Consider the following 24,922-nt stretch of genomic DNA (forward strand, 5'->3'; position numbering starts at 1 on the left):
GAGACATTCGTCGGGTGGAGATCACTCCCACGCCGCGCGGCTTGGGCGTCTCGGGCCTGTGGTTACCCTGAGCACATCCTCAAAGGAGGAACCTGCATGTCGAACGAGGTCCGGACACCTCCCGATGTGAGCGCTGAGACTCCCGAAACTCCCCCCGCAGCGCAGGCCCCCGCGCCACAACCCTCACCGAGCGTCAGTGACACCGGCGCGGTGAGTGCGCGCAAACGAGGCAAGGCAGGCCCGAGTGCTCGGAAGCGCACCACGGCCGCACGCCGCAAGCCGGAGAAGAAGGTGCCTCCGTCCCAGAAGAAGACGGCGAAGAAGGCAGCGGGCACCAAGGGCCGGCTCAAGTCCTCGACCGAGGCCTCGGGGCGCAGGAAATCCCCCGCGAAGCGCACTGCGGGCAGCAAGCCGACCGCCGCACGGAGGAAGACGCCCAAGAAGTCCAACGCCCGGAAGGCGGCTCCGGCTCGGAAGGCGGCTCGGGCAAAGCGAAGCGCAGGGCGCTAGCGGTCCCCCGCTGAACGTGCAGCCCGCGGGCGGCGGACATGAACCGAACTTGTATGCCTAGCATACAGGTTGGCTCGAACCGCGCCCGGAGGGGACCTCCTTCACGCTGGTGGGTGAGCCCTCGAGCCGAGGATGCGGTCAGCAGGCTCCCGGGTGGCGGCTTTCTCCTTCAGGGACTCGCCTGAAGGAGATTAGATGCCTCGCCAGGAGCCATCCGATGACCAGCGCGAACCTCCTGCCGGGAATCTCGTCCTCGAAGCTCACCACCCGCCGCCTCGGGACGCACCTGCTGTCGAGCGGTGCTCCCAATGGCGAGCCCATCATCCTCATCCACGGCAACGTCTCCTCGGCCCGCTTCTATGAGGAGCTCATGCTCGCGATGCCTCCGCGCTACCGGTGCCTCGCTCCGGACCTGCGAGGCTATGGCGACTCGGATCGCGCGCCCATCGACGCGACGCGCGGCATGCGCGACTTCTCCGATGACCTGTTCGAGTTCCTGAGCCATACGCAAGTGCTCGCCTCAGGCCGGAAGGTGCACCTGCTCGGCTGGTCCGCGGGTGGAGGCGTGGCGATGCAGTTCACCATCGACCACCCGGAGCTCGTGGCCTCCTTGGTCCTCATGGCGCCGGTATCTCCCCATGGCTTCGGCGGAACCAAGGGCCTGGACGGAACACCGTGCTGGCCGGACTTCGCCGGGTCCGGAGCCGGCGGAGCCAACCCGGAGTTCGTCAAGCGCATCGCCAGCCAGGACGCCTCCGAAGAGAGCCCCTTCTGCCCGCGCAACGTGATGAACCAGTTCTATTTCAAACCGCCCTTCCGGGTGCCTCGCACGCGAGAGGACGTGCTCGTCGGCGAGATGCTCAAGATGGCCATCGGCGACGGCACCTATCCCGGCAACATGGAGCCCTCGACGCACTGGCCGGGTGTGGCGCCGGGCACGCGAGGCATGAACAACGCCCTGTCCGGCCGCTACTGCAACCTCACCGCGCTGGTGGACGTCTCGCCGCGCCCACCGGTGCTCTGGATCCGAGGGGATTCGGATCAGATCGTCTCGGACAGCTCGCTCTTCGACTTCGGACAGCTCGGCAAGTTAGGCCTGGTGCCCGGCTGGCCGGGTGACTCCGTGTTCCCCGCCCAACCCATGGTGGCCCAGACACGCGCGGTGCTCGACCAGTACCGCGCTCGCGGCGGCACCGTGCGCGAAGAGGTGCTCGCGGGCGTGGGCCACTCGCCGCACCTCGAAGCACCCGACGCGTTTCTCTCGTTGCTCGTGTCCTTCCTGGAAACAGTGCCGCCGCACGAAAACACCATGTGAGGCTTGCCTCCATCCGAGGCATCTATCCGCCGAGGTACGCCAGGGGGAGAGACCCGCGGCAGATCCTGTCGCCGCGCGGCATTTTTCCGCTGCGGATCCGCGAAGAGTGCGGCGCGCGTTCACCTCCGCGCAGACACTCCCCGTTGACGTTTCCGAGCAGCGAGCGCTCCATAGGGAGGATCAGAAAGGGGTGACTCATGGGCTCGAAGGAGGACGGCAGTCACAGCCTGACGCTCTTGCGAGAAGAGGCCTCGAGAGGCCCCGACGGCGCACGCACTCCGGTGCTGGACGGCATGTCGGAAGCAGAGCTCGATGCCATCGTCAGCATGCTGCGCACGGACAAGAACCTCACCGTCGCGCCAGCCCTCACGACTTCCGGGCGCTGGGGCGCGCTGAGCGAGCGGCTGCTGCTGAGCAACCCGGGCGCGCTCGATCCGCGCGAGGCTCGCGACGAGGCCGCGCGACAGGCCTGGTTCATCGGTCTGGACGAGAAAGTCGTGGGGCCGCTCGAGTTCTCGGCGCTGCGGACCTATTGGGAGCGCGGAGAGCTGGGGCCTGATTCGCTGTGCTGGCGCAAGGGCTTCGAGGACTGGCAGCCGGTGTGCCGGGTGCGCGGACTGGCGGAGCTGCTCGCGCCGCGTGCGACGATCGATCCCTCGACGCCCGAGGATCTGGTGCCCAACCGCCGCGCCAGTGCGCTGGACTTCCCCCTGAGGGGCGCCGAGGCCCTGCGCATCCTGGCGACCGAGGACACGCCGCCACCGCTCCCGATCCTGGCCCCTTCGCTTCCGCCTCCCGTGCTGGAGCATGAGCCCGTGACGGCTCCCGCGCTCGAGGCCGAGCCCGACACCGTGCCGGATGCGCCTCGGGCCCAGGACTTCGCCGGAGCCCATGAGATTCTCGCCGCGCGCCCGCCGACCCAGGTGGAAGTGCGTGTGCGCGGAGGCGCCTGGCTCGCGCTGGGTGGAGGCCTCGTGGGCGGCATGCTCGTGAGCTGCGCCGTGTGGCTGCTCGGGCTGTCGGCCGGCTCGGGCGTGTCCCTCCACGCGCGCGATACGCAGGGCCGTGCCTCCACGGCTTCGCCCGCTCCCGTGAATCCGGGCCTGCCTCCGGCCGCTGTGGCTTCCAAGCCTGACGCCACGGCGGCCCCCGTGGCCTCCAAGCCGGATGCCACAGCGGTCCCGGCGGCTTCCAAGCCGGCCACCGCGGGGCTCGTACCCGCCCTCGGCGGGGGCTCGGGTCTCGGCAGTGCCGCCGTCTCCCAGAAGATGCCTCCCCCTGCTCCGACGCCGATCGCCCGGTCGGCTCCAGCGGGGACCGACACCGTGGAGGTGAAGCGCCCCGCCGCTGTCGTGCGCCCGGCACTGCCGGATCCGTCCTTGCGCAAGCCGACGAAGCCAGAGCTGGCGGCACAGCCGGAGTCCTCGGCCCCGGAGCGCGTGGCCGCTCGTGCGACCGAGAAGGAGGACGAGATCGATCCAGACCTCGCCCTGGACGCGGAGTTCGCACGCGAGCTCTTCGATCCCGCGAAGCGGGCCAAGCCCGTGCAGCGCACGGTGTGGATCCCTCCCGAGCCTACCCCGATGCAGCCTCCCGCCTCGCTCTCCGAGTCGGATGTCTTCTCGGTGGTGGTCGCCAACAAAGCGGACGTTGCCTCGTGCGTCAGCGGGCAGAAGCTCGCGTCGGAGGAGGGAAGCCGAAAGGTAGTGCTGCGCTGGACCATCCTGCCGAGCGGCCGTGTCACGGACGTGGAGACCGAGACCACCCGGCTCCGAGGCACGCCGCTGGCCCTCTGCCTCGAGGACAAGATCCAGGCCTGGACCTTCCCGAAGCATCGCGAGCAGGGCGGTCCGGTCCGCTTCCCGTTCGTGTTCTGAGGCTCCCGGCCTCTCGTGCCATGCGAGAGGCCGGCGTCTCCCCTCACCCTGGGAGGAGCTCCACGGGGAGCTCCCGCGGCCCGCGCACCGAGAGCGAGAGGTTCCACGTCACGGGCCCACGCGAGGCGATGGCGCTGAAGCGCGACAGGAGTGACTCGAGGCCCAAGCGGGCCTCCAGCCGAGCCAGCGGTGCCCCCAGACAGAAGTGGATGCCGTGCCCGAAGGGCAGATTCTGCGGGCCGGGACGATCAATCCGGAACTGATCCGCATCGGGGAAGCGAGACTCGTCCCGGTTGGCCGAACCCAGGAGCACCAGCACCCACGCCCCCGCGGGCAACCGCGCTCCACCCAGCTCCGTCTCGGCTGTGGTAACGCGCATGATGGCGTGGACGGGCGGCTCGAAGCGAAGCACCTCCTCCACCAGCTTCGGCACCAGCGAGAGGTCCGCGCGCACGCGCTCCGCTACCTGGGGATGCTCGATCAACATCCGCACGGAATGGTTGAGCAGGTGGGTGGTCGTCTCCAGTCCGGCGATGAGCAACATGAAGAAGAAGCTCAGAAGCTCCGCCTCCGTGAGCGCATCTCCCTCCACGCGCGTGGCGATCAAGTCGCTCACCATGTCATTGCCCGGGCGGCGGCGGCGCTGCGCGAGCACCTCGGACAGGAACCCTCGCGCCTCTCGGACGGTGGTGCGGATCTGCTCCATGCGCCGGGTGTCTCCCGGTTGGACGGAGGAGGTGCTCGTCAGGTCATCGGCCCAGCGCGCGAAGCGGGGCTGGAGCGAGACATCCAATCCCAGCAGCTCGCCCATCACTCCCGCGGGCAGCGGCCGGGAGAAGGCGTCGATGAAATCAATGGGCTGTCCCGCGGGCAGCTGCGCGGCGAAGGACTCGGCGAGGTTGCGCACCCAGGGCTCCATCCGGCTCAGCGCGGTGGGGCCGAAGGCTCGGCCCACGAGCGCCCGGAGCCGCCCGTGCACGGGGGGATCCTGGACGACCATCGAGTGGGCGAACGGCGGATCCTCGAGCCAGGAGGGACAAGTGGCGCGGCGCATTCCCTCGGAGGAGAAGAGCTGGGGGTTCTTCAGGACGGCGGTGACATCATCGAAGCGCGTCACCGCCCAGAGCCCTCCCGGATCCACCTGACACACGGGCGATGAGCGCCGGAGTTCGGCGTAGTGCGGGTACGGGTTGGCGCGCACCCCGGGAGCCAACAGGTTCAACCGTGGGCTCATGGCATCCTTCTTCTTTTGAGAGGGAATCGCAGGCTAACGCACTGGCCGCGAAATGCAGACAAAAGGTGGAGGGAGCAGGCCCCTGTTAGGCTGGAGCGCGCCGATGAGCCCCATGCGCCGTGCCACCTCGGAGGACAACGCCGCCCTGCTGGAGCTGTTCGGAGCGGTGCCCATGCAGGGAGAGCTGGTGCTTTCCACACAGCGAGCCCCGGACTACTTCGCCCTCCTCGCGCTGCAGCGAGGCACGCATGAAGTGTGGGTCCACGACGAGGGCAGGCAGCTGGACGGCATGGGAGCCATCCACGTTCGCGAGGGGTGGTTGGAGGGCCAACCGTGCCGCGTGGGCTACTTGGGAGATCTCCGCGCCCGCTTCTCCGCGCGCCGCAGCCGGGGGCTTTCGCGCTTCTATGGACCCATCCTGGAGGAGGCCGCCGAGCGCCACGGCGTGAGCGCATTCCTCACCGCGGTGATGGCCACCAACGCCGGAGCGCTCCAGGCGTTGGTGAGACGAAAGGCATCACGGCTGGCACAGCCGCACTATGCGCTGCTGCGCCGCTTCTCGGCCGTGTCCGTCCAGTTCGCGCTGCGTCGCAGGCCGCGCTCGAGCACATACACCGTGCGCCGAGCCACGGCTGGAGATGTGCCTGCCATGGCCGCGCTGCTGGATGCGGACCACCGGACGCGCCCTTTCGGTTACCGGTATGACCTGGGCGAGCTGGAGCATCGCTTGGCGCACTGGCCGGGGCTGACGGTGGAGCGCTGCTACCTGGCCTTCAATCGAGACGGACGGCTGGTGGGATGCACATCCGTGTGGGATGCGGCGGCGGTAAAGCGCTACCGGGTGCTGGCGTATCGGGGAGGCATGCGGTGGATCCGGATGGGCTTCAACGCGCTGGCCACGGTGGTGGGTGCGCCGAGGCTGCCCTCACCCGGCGAGGATTTCCGCTACTTCTACCTGTGCAACACGAGCATCGCGAGAGAGGACCCGGCCATCTTCCGCGCATTGCTGGAGCAGGTGTACGCGGATCACCACGGGCAGGGCTTCCACTTCTTCACGCTGTACCTGGGCGAGAGGGATCCTCTCGCACCCGCGCTGAAGGGCTTCCTCCTGCGCAAGTTGGACTTCCACCTCTACGCCGTGACGCCGGCCAGCCGCCCGAGGGATGAGTTCCCTCCAGGGCGCACCGGGTTCGAGATCGCCCTGCCCTGAGCACGGTCCTCGTCGCGCGGGGCGAGTTACAGTTCGCGAAGCTTCCAGCGGCCTCTGCGGAAGAGCCATGCGCTCACCACGGCGAGGAGACAGTAGCTGACGGTGATGGAGAGGAACGCGCCCAGGGGGCCGAGCTGCACCGGGTTCGCGAGCACCCAGGCCAGCGGAAGCTCCAACACCCAGAAGCAGCCGATGTTGATGAGCGTGGGGGTGATGGTGTCTCCCGCGCCGTTGAAGGCCTGCTCGAGCACGATGCCGAAGGCATAGAAGAGGAAGCCGCTGCTGACGATGCGCAGGCACGTCACTCCATATGCCGCAGCGGCGGGGTCGTCCGTGAAGGCGCCGACGATGGGCCCGGCCGCGAGGATGAAGAGGAGCCCCAGGGTGCCCAGGAAGACCATGGCGTAGCGAGCGGCGGTCCACACGGCCTGCTCGCCGCGTTCGGGCTTCCTGGCTCCGAGGCTCTGGCCCACGAGCGTGCCGGCCGCGTTGCCGAGCCCCCACGAGGGCAGCAACGCGAACATGATGATGCGCAGGGCGATGGTGTAGCCCGCGACGGCCGTGCTGCCGAAGGCGGAGACGATGCGAGCCAGAATCAACCAGCTCGACGTGCTCACGAAGGCCTGGAACATGCCGGTGCCGGATAGGAAGAGCAGGGACAGCATGGTCCGTGGCTCCAGCCGCAGGTGGACGAAGCGGATCCGGAAGTGTCCGGTGCCTCGGGCGAGCCAGTAGAGCTGATACATCACCCCCATGCTGCGACCGAGCGTGGTGGCCACGGCGGCACCCACCACTCCCATTTCCGGGAAGGGCCCCCAGCCGAAGATGAAACAGGGAGCCAGGAGGATGTTGAGCGCATTGGCCAGCCACAGCACGCGCATGGCGATGGCGGCATCACCCGCGCCTCGGAAGATGGCATTGATGAGGAACAGGAGGACGACATTGCCCATGCTTCCCAACATGACCTTCGTGTAGCGCACGCCATGTTCGAGCACCCAGGGTGAGCCTCCCATGAGCGCCAGGAGCGGCCGGGCGAACAGGAAGCCCGCGAGACACAGGGGCACGCTGAGCAGCACCCCGAGGCCGATGATCTGGACGGCGCTGCGAGCGGCCTGATCGGCATCCTTCTCACCGATCCGCCGGGAGACGGTGGCGGAGGCACCGATGCTGAGTCCGATGGCCACGGCATAGATGATGGTGAACATGGCCTCGGTGAGGCCGACGGTGGCGACGGCATCGGGCCCGAGCCGGCCAACGAGGAAGACGTCCACCACGGCGAAGACGGACTCGAGGACGGTCTCCAGCACCATGGGGACGGAGAGCAGGAAGATGGCGCGCCGGAGAGAGCCCTCGGTGAAATCGGCGTGAGAACCGCGGAGGGCCTCCTTGAGGGAGGCCCAGAGGCTCTGGGATTCGGGAGGGGGAGGCCCACCTGACTCCGGAGGGGGAGTTGTTTCCGAGCGAGGTGTCTCCGACATGTCCGCGCCTCTTATCGCACGGACACCTCGCGGAAGACGATGTCCTGCTCGGAGCCCAGGCGTCGTGCTGTCTCCACGAAGCGCTCCGAGGCGATGATGGCCGCCAAGAAGTCTTCCAGGCGAAAGGCATCGACCCCCTGGGGCAGGGACGATGCCTTCAAGATGAGTTCCTCCGAACGCGCCCATAGCTTACGGCCACACTTCGTGCAGGGCTCGGGCCGGTACTCTGGCAGGCACTCGGGATGCGCCTGGCTCTGAGGCAGCAACTCCAGTTCGAGCAACTCCAGTGGGCTCTTCTGCCGGAAGCGCAGTTGTGCGCGGCACCCCCTGAGTCCCTGGACTCTCTCCGCCTCCAATCTGCTCGAGGAACTACATCAACCATCTCAGCCAGCTACGAGCTTTGCGCGCTCAAGCAACTCCACAGGAAGTTCGTACTCCAGCTTCCAGACAATCGCCATCGGCCGTGAACCCTCGTGCTTCATATAGTTTGCAGGACCCGCGTAGACATAGGGAGATGCTCCCAGGAGGCCCTCCTTCGCCTCTCGAATGAAGAGGTGCACAGAGGAGCCTCGCGCTACATGCGTGACGTACCGCTGCCCCGTCTCCGAATTCTCACTCGTCAGGTTCTGCGACTCCCAGTGGAACAGGAGTGACGAGATGGCGTAGTCCCGGTAGCGCGTCGTCGGCGAGTAGTGCCGCTCCGTCTTCTGCAGCGTCACGAATAGCAAGTCCGCCCGCTCCGACTCCACCCACTTCACGCCCTGGCGCACCGAGTTCGGCTTCTCCACGCCGAAGGCCGCAAGTGCCTCATCTCTGCTGTACCGCGCATGCACCCTCAGCGGCACCTGTTCCAACAAGTCCAGTGCGGGTGTCACCCGCTCCAGGCGATCGGCCAGCAACGCCAGGACTTCAAGCAACTCCTGCCGACGCGCCGGCTCAGCCCATAACCTCTCGAACCCCTCGTCCAAGCGTTCCAGCGGCTCGTTTGAGCCCCAGAGCGAGAAGTGCAGCATCCAGCGCAGTCTCAACTCGCGGCGGGACACTCCCTCCGTACGCGGAGGCATAGGCCGATCGAGTAACGCGCGGTAGGTCGCCAACCTCTCCGGGTCATCCAGGTGCAGCATCCGACCGATTGCTCCCGCCAGCTTCGCGTCTTCCGGTCCAGCTGGCTCCACCGCGAGGCCCGCCTCACGCCGGAGTTCTGCCCACCCTCGCTTGCTGCCCCTGTACAGCGCCTCTGGCTCGATACCCGTCTCCTCCAAGAAACGGGCGAGCCCCACATCTCCCAAGCTGCGCAATTCCGCCACCAGCCCACGCCAGCCAATGTTCAGCGCTCGGCGCACGTTCTCCAGCACCAGCCCCGTCGCCACCCGATCCAGAGAGAGGTGACAGCCCGCAGGCAGGTACGGGAAGCCCTGCTCCACCTGCCGCTCCAGTTCCCTCCGCGAGGTCCCCGTCAGAGCACGAAGCCGAATGTCAAAGCGAAAGCGTGCGTTCTGCCGTCCGATGAAATCCAGCACGCTCAGGCAAGCCTTGTCGTCGCTGTGACGAAGCCCACGACCGAGTTGCTGGAGAAACACCGTCGCGCTCTCCGTGGGTCGCAAGAAGAGCACTGTGTCCACCTCGGGCACATCCAGGCCCTCATTGAACAGGTCCACGGCGAAGAGCGCGTTTACGCGCCGGTCCTTCAATGCACGAAGCGCTGCGGCTCTCTCCTCCAGCGCCGTCCGCGAAGATACCGCCACTGCGGAGATGCCGTGCTCGCGGAACCTGCGAGCCATGTACTCCGCGTGCTCGATGCTCACGCAGAAGCCCAGTGCGCGCATCCGTCCCACATCCCCTACCCGCCGTCGAACCTCCTCAATGACCTTCTGAGCCCGTGCGTCGTTACCCGTATAGACACGGCTCAGCGCTCCGAGCTCGTATCCGCCCTGCTTCCAGGCGACCCCCGACACGTCCACGTCATCGTGCACACCGAAATACTGGAAAGGCACCAGCAGGCCCCTATCGAGCGCCTCCCACAGCCGCAGTTCCACAGCGATGCGGCCATCGAACCACTGTTTCACGTCCTGCCCGTCCATCCGCTCGGGCGTCGCCGTCAGTCCCACCAGCACGCGAGGAGACAGGTGCTTCAGCAATCGGACATAGGTATCCGCCATGGCATGGTGGAACTCGTCCACCACCACCATGTCGAAATGCTCAGGAGAGAGCCGCGACAGGTCCACCTGTGCCAGGGATTGCACCGAAGCGAACACGTGACGCCAGTCCTCTGGCCGTTCACCGCTGACATAGAGCTCACCGAACGAACCCTCGCGCAGTACGCTCCGGAAGGTGTGGAGACTCTGGCGGAGGATGGTATCTCGGTGCGCCACGAAGAGCATCGAGTCCACGCGTCCCCGCTTGCGCAGCCGCGCGTAGTCCAGTGCCGCGAGCACCGTCTTGCCCGTGCCCGTCGCGGCCACGACCAGATTCTTCCACCGACCGTGAATCGTGCGCTCAGCCTCGAGCCGCTCCAGCATCACACGCTGGTGCTCGAAAGGCCGCACCTCGAGGCCAACAAAGGAAGGCTCGGTTCCTGCTCCCCGCTCGATGGCAATGGCGCTGTCGAAGCGCGCGGCGTCGCGAGCCGGATCATACAGCTCGAAAGCAGTGTCCTCCCAATAGGCCTCGAAGGTAGCGCGGAAGGTGTCCACGATATGGGGCTGCTCGGCCGCAGCAACGCGGACGTTCCACTCCAGCCCATCCAACAGCGCCGAGCGCGACAGATTGGACGAGCCGATGTACGCGGTGGAGAAGCCGGTTTTCCGATGGAAGAGCCAAGCTTTGGCGTGGAGCCGCGTAGTGCGAGTCTCGTAGGAGACACGAATCTCTGCCCCCAAGGCCGCGAGCGCATCGAGGGCACGCCTGTCGGTGGCGCCCATATACGTGGTGGTCAGCACGCGCAGGCGGCAACCTCTCTCACGGAGGACGCGCAATTCCGCCTCCAGCACGCGAAAGCCCTGCCACTTCACGAAAGCGCAGAGCAGATCCACTGCATCGGCGGATTCCAGTTCACGCCGCAGCTCGGTACCAATGCGCGGCTGCGTCGGGCCGTTCACCAGGAGAGCACTTGCGCTGAGAGGGACTTCGGGGCGTGCCAAGAGCCGTGGAGGCCCCGGATGCGAGGGACGCTCCAGAAGCGCGAGAAGCACCTCGTGGGCCTCAGCAACCGGCTCGATAGTCTCCAGGCCAGCCTCTCGGCCCAGCTGAGCGATGAGACCATTCACGAGCGCAACTTGCCGGGCAAGTGCCTCGCTTCCCTCGGCACCTCCTGTCACTACACGGAGAGCATGGCGTACCTGGGACTGAACGTGCCGAGCGAGTAGCACGTCAGCATCCTCCACTTCGAGACTCTCGCGCTGAACAAGCTCAGGAGGAGTCCCCTGGAGCTGCCGGGCCAGAGGAACAGTAACGAGCTGCTCATAGAGCCCGGGGACCAGCTTGACGGACATGGCCGCAGTGTATCTCGGCCCCTGGCTCATCCGGAGAGAAGTCCTCAGCAGGCGAGCAGGCAGCGCCCCAGAGCGCAGAACGGCCTGCCGGGAGCCCGCGACGCGGGTAGAGTCTGCGCCCCATGTCGCTGCCCGCGCTCCTCACCGCCGACAACCTTCGCGCCATCGCGGGAACTGCCTTCGCGCGCGGCGAGGCGTACTGGCGTGAAGGGCGGGTCCTCTCTTGCGCCTTCGAGAATGACTCCCTCGACGGTGTCGTCGTCGGTACGGAGCGGTACCGCGTTCGAATCACGGCTCCCAGGGAAGTGCTCGTCGCCCAATGCACCTGCCCGGTGCGCGACGCGCTCTGCAAACACGCTGTCGCGCTCAGCCTCTCCTTCCTCGCCCAGCGCGGAACTCCTCCCGAAACGCCTGCCCCCCGCGCCACGCCCAGTCCTTCCGAAGGCCCGTTCTCGACTCGAAGCGAACTCGAGCACTGGGCCGAAGACCATCACGTCCGCCACGCACTTACGGTCTCCGCCGAAGTGCTCATCCCCGACCTGCCTCTCAATGAGGCTCAGCGCACCGGGCTCCGGTACGCGCTGAACGGACTCGCCCTCCGGGATGTCGGCTCGCGAGAAGGCGCCCTCCGCCACGGTGGCTCTCGCGGAAGAGGTCTGGAGACCGCTCTCGCCGAAGCAACCTGGGCCTACCTTCAACAAGAAGCTCACTCGGTGCAGCACGCCCTCTCCGAGGAGACCGCGCGCCGGGAGTCACATCCGGACACCACGCTCGCGTCCCTGTGGACACGCCTGCTCGACGTGCGCCGCACATTCCGGCCTCACACCGTTCCCCGCTCTCGCGAACAACGCGCCTTGGCCACCTGGAGCTTCGATGCGGCCACGTGCTCGCTCACGTGGAAGGAGCGCGACCGCGTCGTCCGTGCAGGCCCCGACTATGGCACCGTCGGCGTCCTCGCCCGCCTCACCTTCCCCGGTGGATCCGAGGGCCGCGTCGAGTGCAATTGCGCCACCCGCCAGCGTGCCTGTGTTCATGCTCTCGCGCTGATCGACACCACCCTCGATCTCCTCGATGACAGCAATCGCCTCACCGAGGCCCGACGAATCGCGGAGGAACTCCTCCAGCCAGGTTGGGCCCGCGCGCTGAAGGAGCTCGAGCTGTTCGAAGCGGAGGTGGCGAAGCCCCGTCCCTCCATCGAAGTGTGGTGGTGCATCGAGCACGAACTCGGAACACTCACCGTGTCTCCCCTCGTGAAGAAGCAGAACCGCCGAGGCACCTGGAGCCCTGGTGCTCGCGTGTCCGCCACCCGCCTGCTCGAGGAACACCGCGAACTGCTCTCCGCGGTGGACCTCCAGATTGCCGAGCAGCTCGCCTCGTGGGCTCCCGCCTCCCGCGCCGCAGGCTCATACCCCTCACGGGCCTTCCTCGCGCTCGCTGGACATCCACGGGCCGTGCTCGGTCTTCGTCCCGAAGAGCCGATCCCCGTGAAGCGCGTGCCGCTGGGCTTCACCGCGCTCGCCGCTGACAATCACATCCGCCTGGAGCCCTCCATCGAAGGCGAGCGCTTCAGCCCCAAGCTCCTCGCCCCGCTGCTGCGCTCGTTCGCTCCGGGAGAGCCCCTCTTCACCATCGAGGAGCATCGCAACCGCTGCCTGCTCATCGACGTGAGCGACGAGGCTCGCCGCATCTGGACCGTGCTCGAGAAGCATGGCGACCAGTTCCCTCCCGAGAGCCACGAGCAATTGCTCGAACGGCTGTCTCGCCTTGAAGCCCGCCTCCCGCTCGTCGTCCCGCCCACCCTCAAGGGCCGCGAACTCCAGACGGACATGACGCCCGTCGTTCGCCTGCGTCTGCTCCCCGATGTGTCCCTCGAGCTCGAACTGCTCGTGCGCCCGGGCCCAGGGGCTCCCCTGTTCCTTCCCGGTGTCGGCCCCCGCGACGTGCTCATCTCCCGCAACGGTGAGCGTGGCTACGTGCGCCGCAAGCTGCTCACCGAGGAGGAACGTGCACGCGCGGCGATCGCCTCGCTCCCCCTCGCCTCTGCCGAGGAAGGCCCCACGTTCTGCTTCCGGATCGGCGACACCGATGCGGCGCTGGAGCTCGTCGCCACGCTTCGGAATCCTCCCAACGGACTCGAGGTCGAGTGGCTCGACCAGAAGCCCTTCATCGCCTCCTCCGTCGGCCCCGAGTCCCTGAACGTCCAGATCGAGCGCAAGCGCGACTGGTTCGGCATCGACGGCCAGCTCAAGGTCGAGACAGGAAGGCTCGAACTCGCCCTCCTCCTGGACGCCGCCCGGCGGCAGAAGCGCTTCGTGCGCGTCGATGACAATCGCTGGGTCGAGCTCAGCGACAAGCTGCGGCAGCGCCTGCTCGCGGTGGCCGATCACACCTTCATCGGGAAGAACCGCGTGGAGCTCTCTCCCGGAGCGGTCCCCGCCATCTCCGCGCTCATCGACGCCGGAGCCGAGATCGAAGCAGCACCCGCCTGGCAGCTGCTGACGGAGCGCCTCGCCTCATCGCTCTCGCTCAAACCCAAGCCTCCCGCCGCGCTCGGAACCACGCTCCGCGACTACCAGGTGGAGGGCCACGCCTGGCTCAGCCGTGTCGCCGCCTGGGGCGCCGGCGCCTGCCTCGCGGATGACATGGGGCTCGGCAAGACGGTCCAGGCCATCGCCGTGCTCATGGATCGCTCGCAGCTTGGCCCCGCCCTCGTGCTCGCGCCGACCTCGGTGGCCTTCAACTGGGTCCAGGAACTCCAGCGGTTCGCCCCGAGCCTCCGCCCCGTGCTCTACGCGGAGCAGACCGACCGGGTGAAGTGCCTCGCGAAGCTCAAGAAGAACGATGTGCTCATCGTCAGCTACGGCCTGCTCGTGCGCGATGCGGCCAACCTGGCTACCATCTCGTTCTCCACTCTCGTCATCGACGAGGCGCAGGCGCTCAAGAATCCAAACACCCGGCGCGCACGTGCCGCCCGGCACCTCAACGCAGGCTTCCGCATCGCGCTCTCAGGAACGCCTCTCGAGAACCGCCTCAGCGAGCTGTGGAGCATCTTCACGATCATCTTCCCGGGCCTGCTCGGAAGCTGGGACCAGTTCCGCGAGCGCTTCGCCGCTCCCATCGAGCGCGGCAAGGATCCCGATGCGAACGGCGCTCTCTCCCGAGTCATCCGCCCCTTCCTCCTGCGCCGTACCAAGCAGGAGGTCGCGCGCGAACTGCCTCCTCGAACGGAGATCCAGGTCCCGGTCGCGCTCTCCGAGGAGGAGTGGAACCTGTACGAGGATGCACGGCTCGCGGCCGTCGCGGAGCTCAGCACCCAGGGCAAGAGCGTGCGCAGCGAGCAACAGCGCTTCCAGGTCCTCGCGGCCCTCACACGGCTGCGACTGCTCGCGTCCCACCCTCGGCTCTACGATGGGCAGTCCGCCGTCGCCTCCTCCAAGATGCGGCGTCTCCTCGAACTCCTGGAGGAGCTGCGCAGCGAGGGCCACCGGGCGCTCTTGTTCAGCCAGTTCACCTCGCACCTCGATCTCGTTCGCGAGGAGCTGGATCGCGCCGGCTTCACCTACCAGTACCTCGATGGCTCGACGCCCGCGGCCGTGCGCGCCAAGCGCATCCAGGCCTTCCAGGACGGTGAGAGCGAGCTGTTCCTCATCTCGCTCAAGGCCGGTGGCACGGGCATCAACCTCACCGCCGCCGACTACGTCATCCACTTGGATCCGTGGTGGAACCCCGCCGTCGAGGATCAGGCCACGGACCGGGCCCACCGCATCGGACAAACGCGTCCAGTCACCGTGTACCGGTTGATCGCTCGCGGCACGATCGAGGAGCGGATCCTCTCGCTCCACTCGGACAAACGCGCGCTCGTGGCAGGCGTGCTCGAAGGAACGAACATCGCAGCGCGGCTGACGACGAAGGACCTGCTCGACCTGCTGGCAGGTGGAGACACTCCTCGCGCGCGGCTGGACGATGGAGATGAGCCGCACACCCGCACCGTGCACTGATCCGAGGGTATATGCTCCTGTCCGGAAGGAGCGCCGTGCATGCCTCAAAGTGAAGGACCCTTTCGGCGGCTCCTCACCGCCGCACACCACGCGATGGGTGTGGCCTCGGGGAGCGTCTGGCTGCTGGCCACCCTGCTCCGCTCCACCCGGGCCGGACGCGAGCGGGCCCAGAAGAACGCCGAGCAGATCGTCGCCGCGTGCCGCGCCTTCGAGCGCAAACACGGCCGGCTCCCCACGACGCTGGAGGAGCTCGTCCCGGAGTTCCTCCCTGCGCTCCCCAAGGCCCTGTATGACGGGCCCCACTTCGGCTTCGTCTACGATGTGACGCCCGAGCCACCACGACACGTGCTGGGCTGGACGGACCGGATTCCCTTCGGGCGCCCCTACTACGTCTTCGAGGAAGACCGCTGGGGCTACCTGGATTGAGCTGGACGCGAGCGTCCTCCGCCAGAGCGCAGCCGGCCTCTGGCGGGGACACTCGACAGGCCCTGCGGCTCAGGGCTTGCGTGGCTCGGAGGACCCCACTTCGTCGGCCATCCGCTTGAGCACCAGCAGATTGGTGCGCGCCCGCTGGGTCGTCTCCCGCCGGGCCTCGGGGTCCAGCTTCAGCGCCGCCTGGATGTCGACCAGGGCCTCGGCGACCTTGCCCTCGCGCAGGTACAGCTCACTGCGTCCCGCCAGCGCATCCACGTTCCCGATGTTGAGCTGGAGCGCCTGCGTGTACTCTTGCATCCCCTCGGCGTAGCGTTGGGACGCGACGTACGCGGCGGCCAGGTGGCAGTGGAAGACGCTGTCGTATGGCGACGACGCCACCAACCCCTTGAAGAGGGTCAGCGCCTGCTGCGTGCGCCCATCCACCAGCATCCGGTGGCCCACCGCGGCGATCTCGTACAGCCGCTCCTCGGACAGGCCCAGGAACTGCGCCGGAGTGATGTCTCCGCTGATCAGCCGCTGGGCCAGCTCGGTCTCGCTCGGAGGCGTGGCGGCCTTCGGCGGTTGCGAGGTCTCGGTCATGAGAGGTTCCGTCATTCCCATCAGGCGTAGAAACCGAAGCGGTTCGCCTGGACGTCACGGTTCATCGAGTTCATCTGGAAGAACGAGTTCATCATCATCCCGATGTCGTTGAAGCCATTGCTCAGGTGCTGCTGGCGGCGGTCCATCCAGTTCCCCTGCATACCCGGCGCACTGAACGAATCGTTGCCGAAGTTCCGCTGCGACAGCAGGTTGCCGAACGGCAGCATGTTCTGGAACTGCTGCATCAGGCTCTGGAGGAGCGTCTGCAGCTGATTCTCGAACTGGTTGCCCCGAGCCCCCTGGTTGGGCTGCGCCCCCGGGGCAGGCTCACCGGGCAGGATGCCAGGCAGCGCGCCTCCGGCTCCGCCCTTCTGCGGCCCCCCACGTGGCCAGCTCCGCCGTGCGGCCAGCTCGGCCGCGGAGTCTGCGCTCCCGCGGGCAGCGCATTGCCCACATTGAACGTCTCACCACCGTTGTTGCTGCCGACGATCTCCCGGCCTCCGAGGGACCAGTCGTCCGTCTCACGACCCATGACGAACACGTCGTTGTTGCCGAAGCTGTTCGCGTGAGCGAAGCCATCGTGCGTCACCGGCGACGTCTGGCCCTTCGGCTGGTCGAAGCCCGTCATCTTCACGCGGTCGTTGCCGGAGATGATCTCCAGGTTGTCGGTCATCGTCATGCCATTGCCAGCGGGCTTGGTGCCGACGTTGATGCGCGTACCGTCACCGAGCACGAAGGTGCTGTTGCGCTTGAAGTCCCACTTGCCGCCGTCACCCTCCTCCACGTGCGGGTCACCCCAGACACGCGTGTTCTTGCCGTCCGGGCCGGTGATCGTCCAATCGTGTGCAGCGTTTTGCTTGATCGTGTAGCCGCCGGGCGTGGTGACCGTGCCGTTCGGGTCGGCCTTCAAGCTCCCCTGTGGGTGGCAACTATCCGGGCGCGAAGGGAACTGGGGGAAGCACGGACGCGGGTTGCAACCACAGACGTCGCCGACGTTCCTGGGCGGGTGGAAGCCATCTCCCTGCACGTTGATGTTCACGTTGATGGTGGCCTGAATGACGGCCTGGACCATCTGCGCCTCGAACGAGTTCATGCACCTGTTCGGCCCCGTGGGCGCACCGCCGTGACCCGTGCCAGGAGTTCCATACCTGTTTGCGTTCCAGTTCTGGGTCAGCTTCATGGGACTGTCCTTTCTACTGCGAACTGTGAGTTGCTGATCTCACACAGAGCCCGGGCGTCAGGTCGCTCCAGGCTCTCTGCTTGTTCACAGAGTACGGACCGCTGTAGAGGCGATCTGTACCACTCACGGCGTAACGGATCTCGCAGCCGATCCAGCGTGAAGTACAGCCGGGCCCCTCGTGCTTGCGGCTGGATCAGCGTGCTGATCTCCACGGGGCCGCGCCGCGCTCGGAGCGATATCGTGCCCGCGAACCGCCTGGCTGGCTGCTCGAGGCTCCAGCCATGCGTACGGAACACCTGCTGGTAGAAGTCCACCAGCGCCTCGGCCTGGGTGCGCGGTGCCTCCGCCAGTCCCGAGAGGCGCTCGTGCCCCTCCTCCTGGAAGCGCATCACCACCCGCGGCTGGAGACGCTCCAGCACGGGCAACTCCGGGGGCAACGGGCCTGGCAGAGCTCCCGCGATCGTGTCCGCGGAAGCGTGGGAGACCAGCACCACGGTCTCCGTCCCCTGCGCGAGCACCGAGACAAGGTGCAGTTCCTGCGTCTTCGGATCCCGGTAGCCCACATAGCCCGCGTTCGCGTGGTAGCGGTGGAAGAGCACGGGCAGTCCGGTCCGGCCGAGCACCTCCCGGTAGAAGCCCAGCACCTCCTCGGGTGTATCGCGCGTCATGAGCCAGCCCACCGCGATACTCGAGCCGACCCCCACGTAATCACTCGCGAGAGCACGCGGCATCACGGCCTTGTACGCAGGCATCCCTTGCGTGGCACGCCGCACCACCTCGAACCGAGCCTCCCAACCATCCTCCTCGGAGCGCCCGTGTCTCCACTCCAGGACTTCGAGCATGCGTGAGCCCAGAATGGAGCCCTCCGGAAGTGTGGCCTGCCAGGAGGGCTCGAAAAGGCCATGAGGATCACGCGCATCCTCCGGCGGGAGGTGCCCGACTCGAGCCATGAAGAGCGTGGACTTCTCATCCCTCGCTCCTGTGAGCTGGCTGCCCGCCAGGTAGCTGTAGACGTGTGTCCGACTGGAGCCCGAGTCTGAATCCCGCGCAGTCCGGAACTTCATGAAGCAGCCATCCCGGCTCGCGCACCCCGCCTCCGTGCCCTCGCGCTGCTCGCCCGCCGGGAGCCCAAGGGGGGCTTCCGCCGGCCCGAGCAAGCGATCCAACGTACCGCACGGAGTGCCCTCCACGGCCCGCGCGAACTCCGCGGCGTTGAGCATCCCCACGGTGCGCTCCGTGTCTCGCTCCCCGATCAACCGCACCGCGTCGAGCGTGGCGACAAAGCCGGCACACTGGGAGGAGTGAACCGCACCCATCATCTGACCCAGCAACTCCACGGATTGGCTGGCGTGAAGAGCGGCAGGGCTGGCGGCATGCGCGTGGTTCATCGCCACATAGGCAGCAGCCACCGTCCGGTTCGTCATGGCGAACCCATTGAGCGTGCGAGCCTCCAGCTCCGCGAGCGTCAGGGCTTGGCGCTCGCCCTCCTGCTGGTGGCGGACCATGGCATGCAGCGTGAGCACGATGTCCATGCAGCCAAGCACCACCCCCGTCGCCAGCACTCCCAGACCGGCCAGGGCCATGGGCTGCAACCCCGGTACTCGCCTCCATGACATGAGCAGGGAAACCATGCGCTCTCGTTCCTCGGCCAGCCGCCGCCGTTGCGAGCGCAAAGCCATACGTGGGCGATCCCGTGCCCGGCTGTACCTCTTGCGTCGTACAGAGGCTCAATCCCAGACAACGCGCCCGGCCACACCTCGAGTCCATACGCCTCGGGTGGCAGGGGGCAGACCCGGATCCGACATGAGCGGCTGTGTACGATGCCTCACCAGCCTGCGCTCCTCCTGTCTCGGAGTCCCGTTTGCAGCTCAGTAAATCCTATCAGTTGATCAAGAAGCTGGCTTCGGGCGGCATGGCGGAGGTGTTCCTCGCGCGCACCGAGGGGCCTCTCGGATTCTCCAAGACACTGGTCCTCAAGCGCATCCTTCCCCATCTCGCGGACGACGAGCAGTTCATCCAGATGTTCCTGGAAGAGGCCCGGCTCGTGGCCCAGCTCAGCCACCCCAACGTCGTCCACATCTTCGACTTCGGCGAGTTCGAGGGCTCCTACTGCATCGCGATGGAGTACATCGACGGGCCCAACCTCCGAGTCCTCTCGCGCCAGGCTCGCAACGTGGGCGTGGAGCTATCTCCCGTGCTGTGCGCGAAGATGATCTCCTATGCCTGCGAGGGATTGGCCTATGCGCACGACCTCGCCGATCCGCGCACGGGCAAGCCGCTGGGGCTCGTCCACCGGGATGTCAGCTCCGACAACATCCTCATCTCCCGCACCGGCACCGTGAAGGTCGTGGACTTTGGAGTCGCCAAGGTCATCGGGCAGAACCATCGGACCAAGGCCGGCATCATCAAGGGCAAGCTGCCCTACATGCCGCCCGAGCAGATCCGCGGCAGACCGCTGGATCGCCGGGTGGATGTCTATGCCCTGGGCGTCGTGCTCTACGAACTGCTGGCGCACAAGCGGCCCTACGACGCCACGGGCGAGGTGGCAATCATGAACGCCATCCTCTACGAGCAGATGAAGCCGCTCCAGGAGCGGAGGCCCGACATCCCCGAGGCGCTCGCGCGCATCACCGAACGGTGTCTCGCGAAGGAGCGGGAGGACCGCTACCCCAGCTGCCGTCACCTGCGGATGGATCTCGAGCGCTTCATCCACAGCACCGGAGAGCCCGTGGGCACCGATGAGCTCGCGAGCCTCGTGACACGAGTCTTGGAGCCCGAGAAGGAAGACTCGGCGCGCACGGGCCCGGCGAGCAACAAAACGCCTCCGCCGCCGGTGCGCTCCAGCCCCCCTCCGGCTTCGGGCCCACGCAGGGTGAAGACTCCCACGTCTTCCCCGAACGTGGCAGCGCGCGCGGTCGGCACCGGGGGCGCGGCGTCACCGGAGCTCCGGCCCGAGCCAGCCCTGGAGATGAGCCGGGACATGGAGCTGATCACCACGGCTCCACGACAGCCCACGGGGATTCATCAGGGAAGAGCGGGACTCATCGCTGTGTCACTGGGCTGTCTGACGATCGTCGCCGCCCTGGGTGCCTTCTTCGTGCTCCGGCAGTCCCATGCGTCACCTGCGAATGAGGAGCCCGCTGCCCACGCGGCGGCTCCTCACGCTCCCGAACCAGCCGTCCCTCTGGAGACCGTGACTCCGCAGAAGCCCGCGCCCCGTGAGGAGAAGCCCACTCCCGCTCCCATGCTGGAACCCAGTTCCCAGCCACCCGCTCCACCGGAGCCGTCAGCTGTCATTGCGAAGGCCTCGGTCCCCTCGGATGGAGGCACACCGGATCCTCTCAAGCAGGAAGGTGAGAAGAAGAAGCGGAGCCCACCGACCGACCGGAGTGCCACCCGTCTCGCCCTCGCGATGGACGCGACTGGGAGGGACTTGCCCGAGACGTCCGAAACACCCGAGGCGTTCGAGCAGCCGAAGCCCCCTCCACCGGTGCCGGAGACACCTCCAGCGCCAGAGACACATGAGGCGCCGCCGGTGCCGACACCGTCTGTCCAGCCGCTTCCGCTGGCCTCCGTGGTGCTCGAGAGTTCTCCCCCAGCCCAGATTCGCATCAACGGCCAGTTCGCCGGCTTCGCCTCGGCGACGGTGAGCCGCCTCCCTCCCGGACCCGTGCATGTGGAGGTCTATGACTCGGTGAAGGGCTTGAGGAAGAGGCAGACGATCGTGCTCGAACCGGGGGACAACGGCGTGCAGCGGATATTGGTGGAGCAGGGCACGCTCGAGCTTCGCATCGTGCCCTTCGCCACCGTCTACGTGGACGGGAAGCTCCTGGGAGTGACTCCCCTCGGCCCCATCTCCCTCTATGAGGGAACGCACGACCTGCGGCTGGAGAACACAGAGTTGGGCAAGTCCCTTCACGAGAGCTTCACCATCGAGCCGGGAAAGACGCTCGTGCTCAAGTACAGCCTGGAGGAGAAGCCGTAAGCCGTGGGACTTCAGATCCAGAAGACGATGTCCCGCTCCTCATCGCTCGGCCCCGGCCCCTGGCCTCCCTCCCTCAGCCAGCGGCGATAGGCCTCGATGTCCGCGTGGAGCAGATCCGCCTCCGTGCTCTTGAAGACGCCGCCTCCTGGGCCATTGAGCAGCCCCTCTCGCTGCACGCGCATGATCTCCACGTCCTGCCGGATGACCTGGGTCGTGTACCACTTGATCACCGGCGCCAACGCTCGGCCCACCAGCCTCCCCGGAACCTCGAACGGGAGCCGGAAGCTGATCGCCGTGTACACCAGGCTGTCCGTCGGCCCGATCGGCGTCACCTGGGAGTTGATGGCGAAGCCGTACTCCCCCCACATGTAATCGACGCGGGTGATGTTCGGGACGAAGTAGTGGTCCGTGTGCACCATCGGCAGGCCGCGCGGATTGAAGAGCCGTCCCAAGCCGCTGAGGGCATCCCGGTCCTGCTTGTACGTGACCAGCACGCTGCCTCCCGAGCGTTTCACCGTCGCGGGCACGCGCTTGCGCACCCGGTTGCGGAACCACCCCGAGTGCACGAACACCGTGTGCGGCACGTCCATGAAGTTCTCGACGAGGTTCGTCACCCCGTTCGGGAACCGCGTCACCATGAAGTAGACGGTCCAGTCGCGGTGGCCCCAGTACGGCACGCGGAAGGGCTCGGCACGCGCTCGGGCCGCGTCCCCACCCATGAAGACGTAGACGAGCCCGTCCTGCTCCCGCGCCTCGAAGCGCTGCACGCGCCCCAGCTTGCACGGCTCCACCGTGAGGCCGGACTGCGCATGGCCGCGCTCGTCCAGCACCTCTCCCCGCTGCGATGGTCCGAGCGAAGGCACCTCCACCACGTTGCCCCCCGCGTCGTACACCCAGCCGTGGTACGGACACCCGAGCTTCCCGTCGAAGGTGTCCCCCGCCGACAACCGCGCGTTGCGGTGAAGACAGCGGTCTCGCAGCGCCGCAGGCCAGCCCTGTTCATCGCGGAAGAGCACGATGGGGATGCCGAGGATCGTCCGCGCGAGCGGCTTTTTTCCCGTGAGCTCGGGCGAGCGGCACGCGACGTACCAGTAGTCCTTCAGCGCTCCGCAGCGGCTGAAGTCAGCCTCGGCATCCAGATCCACGGCCAGCTCGGGCTGGCTCGGGGACACGAGGTGCAGCGGGTCCCTCATGGGTGGCCTCCAGAAGCGAAGTGCGCGGTCCAGCCCGGCTGGCGGTGCAGGTCCGCAGGCTTGATGTCTCCGGCACGCTGGCCCAGGGCGATGCAGCGCGCCTCGTAGCGCCGGGCGGCGTCGGTGACTCGCACCGCCTTCACAGGGCCGAGCTGCCCCAACTCCCGTGCATAGCGATAGTGGAAGCCTTCGCGCAGCGCGCGCTCGATGGCCTCCGCAGCCCTGGTGAGCTGGTCATCCGCCGCGTCCGTCTCCAGGAAGAGGCGATAGGCGGGCGGAGCGTCCCACTCGGGGGCGAGCATGGCGAAGCGTGGCCGGGTACCTCCGAACACTGTAGGGAGCACGGCGTCCAGCACTGCGGTGACTCGCGGGGCTGCCAGCTTCTCTCCCACCAGATCGCTCACCGCATCGGCTCTGCCCACGAAGCGCAGGCAAGGGGTCGCGCTGACGACACCTTCCACTCGCACGAGATCTCCCAGCCGGTAGCGCAGCAGTCCTCCCGAGGTCGACAGGAGGAGCACGTACTCACGCCCCTGCTCGAGTTCGTGCGCCAGCCGCGGACGAGCCTCCGGTCGCTCAGGATCGATGAACTCGTAGAAGTGGCTGCGCACGGCGAGCACCGGAGCCGGTGCATCGAACAGGGGCAGAGTGACAACTCCCTCCGTAGCCAGCAGGCCCTTGCCTTGGAGTTCCACGCCCTCGAACCGCCGCCTCGCAGGCCCCACGGCATGGGCCGCCTGGGCATCGGTCCACATGCTGAGCAACGCGAGCCTCGGCCACAGCGCCCTGCCGCTCAGCCCTTCCTTCAGCGCCTGCCGGAGCACCCGGGCCCGCTCGGGCCGAGGCGTGAATCGCATCCGGGAGAGGACGGCTCGAATCTCCTGCTCCGAATCCCGGACCGGAGGGCGGCACGTCCCGCGCTCCAGGTCCTCCGCGAGCCGCTCCCCATGCACCTCCAGCGCATCCATGAGGAGCGTGAGGAAGCTCGGGTTCCACACGCTGATCAGCGCGAGGTCCTCGCTCGCCACGAGGAACCACAGCGTCACGTATCGGCAGCTCTCCACATCCGGCAGCCGCGCCACATCCCCCGGCACCGCGAACACCCGCGCGAGCACCGGCTGGAGGAATCGCGGGAAGTACGCGCTGTCCTCCAGGCTCCCCACGGGGATGCCTCCCGGCGTCCTCCCCTGCTTCCGGCCAACGGGCGAGATGGACCAGTAGCTCGGACCCTCTCGCAGCGCCGGACGCCGGTGCAGCAAATCGAAGAGCATGGGTGCCAACGCGTGGTGGAACTCATCCAGCAAGGCCCGCGTGACGGGCACGAGCTTCGACGCGCCCGATGACCCGCCCGATGGCTCGAACCGCACCACCGGAGCGCTCGTCAGCACCTTCGACTCCCCCGCGGCGATGCGCTCCACCTCTATGGCCACCGAGTCCGGCGTGGACACGGGCACGGCGTCCTGGAACTCGCTCGGCCGGGAGATCCGCTCGAAGCCCGGGATGCGCGCGGCCTGCTGGCTGCCCGCCACGGCTCGCAATACCCGCCGGAGACACTCCTCCTGAGCCTGCTCCGGCCGGCCCAGCGCATGGTGGAAGCGCACCGCCGACGGAGCCATGGCCGCTCGAAGCCCCCCGAGCAGCAGCGCGGATGGAACGACGCCGCTCATGCCCGCGCACGCACTCCGATGAGCCTCAACCCGCGCCGCGTCACTCCCATCACCTGCTTGACGAGGATGAGCCCCACCGACCGAGCCAGATCCCTCAGCCGGATCTCCGTGAGGCACACCAATTCCTCGCCCTCCACGTGCCCCGGATTGCACGCCGCGAAGAACGCGATGTGCGGGTGCAGCGCCGCCGCGCGATCGATGGGCGCCACGCCATCCCGCACGCGGTAGTTCTGTCCCTCGAAGCGCAGCACGCCCCGCTCCGCGTCGAACTGCCGGCCGAACCACCGCGAGGCCAGCTCCCGCAGGAACGTGACGCGCTCGGGGGGCGCGACCCAATCGTGGCGCGGCAGGGTGAGCGGGAAGTTGTTCACGGACAGCAGGTACGTCTTGTACCCGCCGCTCAGCAGCACCCACAGCAGCGGGCGCATCGGCCGGCGCAGCTTGCGCCACGAGGTGAACCGGGCGAACTGGATCTGCAGCTCCTTCTGTCCCCAGTGGTCCGGATGGATGACGGTGTCCCCCGAGTACACCAGCTCCACGGGCCGCCCGCCCATCCGGTCCTCCGCGACGCGCAGGGTGCTGAAACCCACCAGCTCTCCCGTGCGGCGCAGGCACAAGAGGATCACGTACTGCTTGTCCTCGAGATCCTTCGTGAAGCGCTCGGCGGAGACTCCGGCGTAGCAGAGCTGCATCAGGGCGAGCATCTGCGCACGCTGGAGCTCGGAGAGCGCCTCGCGCCGCACGATGGCCCCCTTCAGGGCCGACAACAT

Annotated in this window: 19 protein-coding genes; 8 read left to right on the top strand and 11 right to left on the bottom strand. The window is 67.4% G+C overall.

Annotation, left to right across the window (positions count from 1 at the left end):
- The first annotated feature begins 96 nt into the window (after nt 1-96).
- The 3 genes from KY501_RS11210 to KY501_RS11220 all read left to right on the top strand — a co-directional run bounded on the left by KY501_RS11210 (nt 97) and on the right by KY501_RS11220 (nt 3,702).
- Complete coding sequence (locus tag KY501_RS11210; protein WP_224362850.1) at nt 97-510, top strand: hypothetical protein; 414 nt, start codon at nt 97-99, stop codon at nt 508-510.
- A gap of 217 nt (nt 511-727) precedes the next feature.
- Nucleotides 728-1,825 (top strand): alpha/beta hydrolase, encoded by a 1,098-nt coding sequence (locus KY501_RS11215; protein ID WP_224362851.1) that lies wholly within the window; start codon nt 728-730, stop codon nt 1,823-1,825.
- A 197-nt stretch (nt 1,826-2,022) separates the two neighbouring features.
- A complete protein-coding gene (locus tag KY501_RS11220) occupies nt 2,023-3,702 on the top strand; it encodes an AgmX/PglI C-terminal domain-containing protein (RefSeq protein ID WP_224362852.1) in 1,680 nt (559 codons plus the stop codon).
- A 43-nt stretch (nt 3,703-3,745) separates the two neighbouring features.
- Here the strand turns inward: KY501_RS11220 and KY501_RS11225 are convergent, their stop codons facing one another.
- The gene (locus KY501_RS11225; protein ID WP_224362853.1) at nt 3,746-4,936 is read right to left on the bottom strand and encodes a cytochrome P450; all 1,191 of its coding nucleotides are present in this window, start codon (nt 4,934-4,936) and stop codon (nt 3,746-3,748) included.
- A 103-nt stretch (nt 4,937-5,039) separates the two neighbouring features.
- Between KY501_RS11225 and KY501_RS11230 the strand changes: the two genes are divergently transcribed.
- Complete coding sequence (locus KY501_RS11230; protein ID WP_224362854.1) at nt 5,040-6,146, top strand: GNAT family N-acetyltransferase; 1,107 nt, start codon at nt 5,040-5,042, stop codon at nt 6,144-6,146.
- Between the two features lie 26 nt (nt 6,147-6,172).
- Here KY501_RS11230 and KY501_RS11235 read toward each other — a convergent pair whose 3' ends face one another.
- Genes KY501_RS11235 through KY501_RS11245 form a run of 3 tightly spaced genes read right to left on the bottom strand, consistent with a single transcriptional unit; the run spans nt 6,173 to nt 10,722 of the window.
- Nucleotides 6,173-7,624 carry an MATE family efflux transporter gene (locus tag KY501_RS11235; protein ID WP_224362855.1) on the bottom strand — a complete coding sequence of 484 codons (1,452 nt, stop codon included), beginning with the start codon at nt 7,622-7,624 and terminating at the stop codon, nt 6,173-6,175.
- A gap of 11 nt (nt 7,625-7,635) precedes the next feature.
- Entirely contained in the window at nt 7,636-7,980 is a 345-nt protein-coding gene (gene sitI6, locus KY501_RS11240) for a SitI6 family double-CXXCG motif immunity protein (protein ID WP_224362856.1), read from the bottom strand.
- Nucleotides 7,981-8,007: 27 nt separating this feature from the next.
- Nucleotides 8,008-10,722: a DUF3427 domain-containing protein gene (locus tag KY501_RS11245; RefSeq protein WP_224362857.1), complete on the bottom strand. Its 2,715-nt coding sequence runs from the start codon at nt 10,720-10,722 to the stop codon at nt 8,008-8,010.
- 60 nt (nt 10,723-10,782) lie between these two features.
- Here KY501_RS11245 and KY501_RS11250 point away from each other — a divergent pair, with 60 nt between their 5' ends.
- The 3 genes from KY501_RS11250 to KY501_RS11260 all read left to right on the top strand — a co-directional run bounded on the left by KY501_RS11250 (nt 10,783) and on the right by KY501_RS11260 (nt 15,539).
- Nucleotides 10,783-10,989 (top strand): hypothetical protein, encoded by a 207-nt coding sequence (locus KY501_RS11250; RefSeq protein ID WP_224362858.1) that lies wholly within the window; start codon nt 10,783-10,785, stop codon nt 10,987-10,989.
- Nucleotides 10,990-11,237: 248 nt separating this feature from the next.
- A complete protein-coding gene (locus KY501_RS11255; protein ID WP_224362859.1) occupies nt 11,238-15,113 on the top strand; it encodes a DEAD/DEAH box helicase in 3,876 nt (1,291 codons plus the stop codon).
- A gap of 39 nt (nt 15,114-15,152) precedes the next feature.
- Nucleotides 15,153-15,539, top strand: coding sequence for a hypothetical protein (locus KY501_RS11260; protein ID WP_224362860.1), 387 nt, complete (start codon nt 15,153-15,155; stop codon nt 15,537-15,539).
- A gap of 69 nt (nt 15,540-15,608) precedes the next feature.
- Here the strand turns inward: KY501_RS11260 and KY501_RS11265 are convergent, their stop codons facing one another.
- The 4 genes from KY501_RS11265 to KY501_RS11280 are packed head-to-tail and all read right to left on the bottom strand — an operon-like array spanning nt 15,609 to nt 18,938.
- Nucleotides 15,609-16,127: a BTAD domain-containing putative transcriptional regulator gene (locus KY501_RS11265; protein WP_224362861.1), complete on the bottom strand. Its 519-nt coding sequence runs from the start codon at nt 16,125-16,127 to the stop codon at nt 15,609-15,611.
- 20 nt (nt 16,128-16,147) lie between these two features.
- Entirely contained in the window at nt 16,148-16,372 is a 225-nt protein-coding gene (locus KY501_RS11270; protein WP_224362862.1) for a hypothetical protein, read from the bottom strand.
- Complete coding sequence (locus KY501_RS11275) at nt 16,372-17,307, bottom strand: DUF1521 domain-containing protein (protein WP_224362863.1); 936 nt, start codon at nt 17,305-17,307, stop codon at nt 16,372-16,374. Before KY501_RS11275 ends, KY501_RS11270 begins: the two co-directional genes overlap by 1 nt.
- Complete coding sequence (locus tag KY501_RS11280; protein WP_224362864.1) at nt 17,304-18,938, bottom strand: hypothetical protein; 1,635 nt, start codon at nt 18,936-18,938, stop codon at nt 17,304-17,306. Before KY501_RS11280 ends, KY501_RS11275 begins: the two co-directional genes overlap by 4 nt.
- Nucleotides 18,939-19,168: 230 nt before the next feature.
- On the opposite strand from KY501_RS11280, the gene KY501_RS11285 reads away from it, so the two are divergent.
- Nucleotides 19,169-21,292, top strand: a complete 2,124-nt coding sequence (locus tag KY501_RS11285) for a serine/threonine protein kinase (protein WP_224362865.1) — start codon at nt 19,169-19,171, stop codon at nt 21,290-21,292.
- Nucleotides 21,293-21,303: 11 nt separating this feature from the next.
- Here the strand turns inward: KY501_RS11285 and KY501_RS11290 are convergent, their stop codons facing one another.
- From KY501_RS11290 to KY501_RS11300, 3 genes are read right to left on the bottom strand one after another with little or no spacing between them, the layout of a single operon-like run.
- Nucleotides 21,304-22,485, bottom strand: coding sequence for a Rieske 2Fe-2S domain-containing protein (locus tag KY501_RS11290; protein ID WP_224362866.1), 1,182 nt, complete (start codon nt 22,483-22,485; stop codon nt 21,304-21,306).
- On the bottom strand, nt 22,482-24,152 hold the full coding sequence (locus tag KY501_RS11295; protein WP_224362867.1) for a GH3 family acyl-acid amido synthetase: 1,671 nt from the start codon (nt 24,150-24,152) through the stop codon (nt 22,482-22,484). The genes KY501_RS11290 and KY501_RS11295 overlap by 4 nt, the downstream gene beginning before the upstream one ends.
- A complete protein-coding gene (locus tag KY501_RS11300; protein WP_224362868.1) occupies nt 24,149-24,922 on the bottom strand; it encodes a hypothetical protein in 774 nt (257 codons plus the stop codon). The genes KY501_RS11295 and KY501_RS11300 overlap by 4 nt, the downstream gene beginning before the upstream one ends.

Source organism: Hyalangium versicolor (genome assembly GCF_020103695.1).
Classification (GTDB): Bacteria; Myxococcota; Myxococcia; order Myxococcales; family Myxococcaceae; genus Hyalangium; species Hyalangium versicolor.

Coding starts and splice junctions, on each gene's coding strand:
- KY501_RS11225 (WP_224362853.1), bottom strand. CDS start 4,936: ATGAGCCCACGGTTGAACCTGTTGGCTCCCGGGGTGCGCGCCAACCCG.
- KY501_RS11255 (WP_224362859.1), top strand. CDS start 11,238: ATGTCGCTGCCCGCGCTCCTCACCGCCGACAACCTTCGCGCCATCGCG.
- KY501_RS11235 (WP_224362855.1), bottom strand. CDS start 7,624: ATGTCGGAGACACCTCGCTCGGAAACAACTCCCCCTCCGGAGTCAGGT.
- KY501_RS11290 (WP_224362866.1), bottom strand. CDS start 22,485: ATGAGGGACCCGCTGCACCTCGTGTCCCCGAGCCAGCCCGAGCTGGCC.
- KY501_RS11295 (WP_224362867.1), bottom strand. CDS start 24,152: ATGAGCGGCGTCGTTCCATCCGCGCTGCTGCTCGGGGGGCTTCGAGCG.
- KY501_RS11210 (WP_224362850.1), top strand. CDS start 97: ATGTCGAACGAGGTCCGGACACCTCCCGATGTGAGCGCTGAGACTCCC.
- KY501_RS11250 (WP_224362858.1), top strand. CDS start 10,783: ATGCGAGGGACGCTCCAGAAGCGCGAGAAGCACCTCGTGGGCCTCAGC.
- KY501_RS11265 (WP_224362861.1), bottom strand. CDS start 16,127: ATGACCGAGACCTCGCAACCGCCGAAGGCCGCCACGCCTCCGAGCGAG.
- KY501_RS11230 (WP_224362854.1), top strand. CDS start 5,040: ATGAGCCCCATGCGCCGTGCCACCTCGGAGGACAACGCCGCCCTGCTG.
- KY501_RS11300 (WP_224362868.1), bottom strand. CDS start 24,922: ATGTTGTCGGCCCTGAAGGGGGCCATCGTGCGGCGCGAGGCGCTCTCC.
- KY501_RS11215 (WP_224362851.1), top strand. CDS start 728: ATGACCAGCGCGAACCTCCTGCCGGGAATCTCGTCCTCGAAGCTCACC.
- KY501_RS11260 (WP_224362860.1), top strand. CDS start 15,153: ATGCCTCAAAGTGAAGGACCCTTTCGGCGGCTCCTCACCGCCGCACAC.
- KY501_RS11220 (WP_224362852.1), top strand. CDS start 2,023: ATGGGCTCGAAGGAGGACGGCAGTCACAGCCTGACGCTCTTGCGAGAA.
- KY501_RS11270 (WP_224362862.1), bottom strand. CDS start 16,372: ATGCAGCAGTTCCAGAACATGCTGCCGTTCGGCAACCTGCTGTCGCAG.
- KY501_RS11275 (WP_224362863.1), bottom strand. CDS start 17,307: ATGAAGCTGACCCAGAACTGGAACGCAAACAGGTATGGAACTCCTGGC.
- KY501_RS11280 (WP_224362864.1), bottom strand. CDS start 18,938: ATGGTTTCCCTGCTCATGTCATGGAGGCGAGTACCGGGGTTGCAGCCC.